The following is a 1,995-nucleotide window of genomic DNA, read 5'->3' as shown; positions in this document are numbered from 1 at the left end:
CCGCTGGAGCATGAGCTGGTTCATCTTTTCCGAAGTCATGTTCTTTGGTGCGTTCTTCGGCGCGTTGTTCTACGCACGGCAGATCGCGCTGCACGAACTCGGCAGCCTGGATTACAAGCTGATCTGGAACGCGCGTTTGTACAACCTGTACGGGCCGACTGAAGCCGCCATCGATGTCTCGCACTGGACCTGCAACGCAGAAGATGGGGACGCGGCTTCCGTGCCAATCGGCCACGCGATCGACAACCTGCAACTGCACGTCCTCGATGCAGCATTCAATCCGCTGCCCGAAGGCGCCATCGGCGAGCTTTATCTGGGCGGAGCAGGGCTTGCCCGCGGGTATCTCGGCCGGCCGACACTGACTGCCGAGCGCTTTGTACCCGATCCGTTCGTGGCGGGCGCGCGCTTGTATAGAACGGGCGATCTTGCGTGCCGTCGCAGTGATGGTGCGCTCGATTACCTCGGCCGTATCGATGCACAAGTGAAGCTGCGCGGACAACGTATCGAGCCGGGCGAAATCGAAGCGCTGCTGCGTGCGTATCCCGGCGTGCATGACGCCGTGGTTATCGTGCGCGAAGAACAATTGATCGCGTACGTGGCGCGCGGTGCCGAGGGCGCGCTCGATCAAGCCGCGCTTCTGGATTCGTTGCGCGCCCAGCTACCGCCTTACATGGTGCCCGCCCGCGTGATCGAACTCGACGCGCTGCCGGTTACGCCGAACGGAAAATGCGACCGCAACGCGCTGCCAGCACCCACGCGCGAGGACCGTTCCGTAGAGTCGCCGCGGACGCCGACAGAACATGATCTGGCCGCGATCTGGCAACGCGTTTTGCGCATCGAATCAATCGGACGCGACGATGATTTCTTCGCGCTCGGCGGCCATTCGCTGCTCGCCACGCAGGCTAATGCACAGGCCAACCTTCACTGGTCGTTGATGCTTCCGCTACGTACACTCTTCGATCAACGCACGCTCACACGCTGCGCCGCGGAGATCGATCGCGCACTTGCCGCACATGGAAACGCAAATGGACAAGACGCGGTAAGCGCAATCGATGCATTACTCGGCGAGCTCGAAGCGCAATGAAGACCGGGAATCAAGGATCGACGATGACGGCAAGACCGGATCTGCTCTCTCTTGCGGTGCGCTTCGCGCAGTTGCCTGACGCACAACGCAAGGTGTTCCTGGAACGACTCCCGGCTACGGGTATCGACTTTCGCATGCTGCCCATACCGCCGCGCGCCGAGCGTTCCGCGAGGGTTCCGGCATCGTTCGCGCAGACCAGGCTCTGGTTGCATGCACGCATGATCGACGAGCCTGCGGCGTATCACATCACCGAGCGGCTGCGTCTCGATGGCGCCCTCGACGAACACGCGCTGCGGCGTTCGTGCGATGCGTTGATTGCGCGTCATGAGGCGTTGCGTACGACTTTCGCGGAAGGCGCGGACGGTGTATCACAGAGCGTGCGTGCACCCGAGCGCTGCTGCTGGCAGGCATTTGATGTGAGCAGCGTTCCCCTCGCCGAACGCGAGGTGCGGGCACAGGAACTCGCCCTCGCCGATGAATCCGGGCCTTTCGATCTGGCCCACGGCCCGCTGATGCGCGCGTGCCTGATCCGTCTCGATGCGACCACGCACTGGCTTGCATTGACGACGCATCACATCGTGTCGGACGGTTGGTCGGGGGACGTGGCGCTGGCGGAGCTGGCATCGTTCTACCGGTCGTATGTAAATGGCGAAGCGGTTTCGCTCGAACCGCTGCCGATCCAGTATGCCGATTACGCGCTGTGGCAGCGACGCTGGCTCGATGCCGGCGAACGTGATCGTCAACTCGAATTCTGGCGCGTGCAACTCGATCCGGCCCGCGACGTGCTGATGCGCGCGTGCCTGATCCGTCTCGATGCGACCACGCACTGGCTTGCATTGACGACGCATCACATCGTGTCGGACGGTTGGTCGGGGGACGTGGCGCTGGCGGAGCTGGCATCGTTCTACCGG

Annotated in this window: 2 protein-coding genes; both read left to right on the top strand. The window is 62.9% G+C overall.

The window, feature by feature from the left end:
• A partial coding sequence (locus tag ACRXB1_RS35220) for a non-ribosomal peptide synthetase (RefSeq protein WP_449494678.1) occupies window positions 1–1,084 on the top strand: 1,084 nt, incomplete at its 5' end.
• Between the two features lie 23 nt (window positions 1,085–1,107).
• On the top strand, window positions 1,108–1,995 hold an 888-nt coding region (locus ACRXB1_RS35215), incomplete at its 3' end, for a condensation domain-containing protein (RefSeq protein WP_449494677.1).

The sequence above is a fragment of the Caballeronia sp. M23-90 genome, from assembly GCF_053574605.1.
The sequence above is the reverse complement of the archived record's forward strand: the minus strand, read 5'-3'. Positions and strand labels throughout refer to the sequence as shown.